The organism is Pseudonocardia sp. EV170527-09 (assembly GCF_008369905.1).
Taxonomy (GTDB): Bacteria; Actinomycetota; Actinomycetes; order Mycobacteriales; family Pseudonocardiaceae; genus Pseudonocardia.
The window spans coordinates 1-513 of sequence record NZ_VRMC01000324.1 but is presented as its reverse complement, the minus strand read 5'-3'; the positions used below and the strand labels follow the sequence as shown (position 1 = coordinate 513).

Annotated in this window: 1 protein-coding gene; it reads right to left on the bottom strand. The window is 70.8% G+C overall.

Going from position 1 to position 513, the window contains the following annotated elements; all coding sequences use genetic code 11:
- The coding region (locus tag FVA95_RS29345; protein ID WP_240051805.1) for a transposase family protein at window positions 1–423 on the bottom strand (423 nt) is incomplete at its 3' end.
- Window positions 424–513 lie beyond the last annotated feature (90 nt).

The window sequence follows — 513 nt, the reverse complement described above, 5'->3', positions numbered from 1 at the left end:
CGCCAAACGCCGCAACACATACTCCCCGCACCGCCGCGTCGTCGACGCACCCGGACGGGCCAGGGTCGACGTGTCGTGGGCGAAGACCTCGCGGGCACAGCCGTCATGCATGCAGCGGTAGCGCGGCACCCGGACCCGCAGCTGCATGGGGTGCCCGACCACCGGCACGTCGGACACGCGGCGCTCGACGCTGTCGCGGTAGACCCCGACCAACCCGCACCCCGGGCAGGCGCCCGGCCCGTCGGTGAGCAGGTCGCACCACAACACCGTGGTCTCGCCGGCCACGGCGGCGTCGGTGATCCGCACCCCCAACTCGACAGTCCGGACGATCGTGTCGGCCACGATCTGGGCAGGCAGGCACGTAGGCTGCGACATCGGGTCCCCGGGCTTGTTGATGGTGTTCGGCGTTGGAACCTTCATCATCAACTTCTCGGGGCCCGCCCCGCCGCAGCGACACGACCCGACTCCCACGGCCGGTCACGCCCTCACCTGCACTCCATTTCCGGAAGAGCC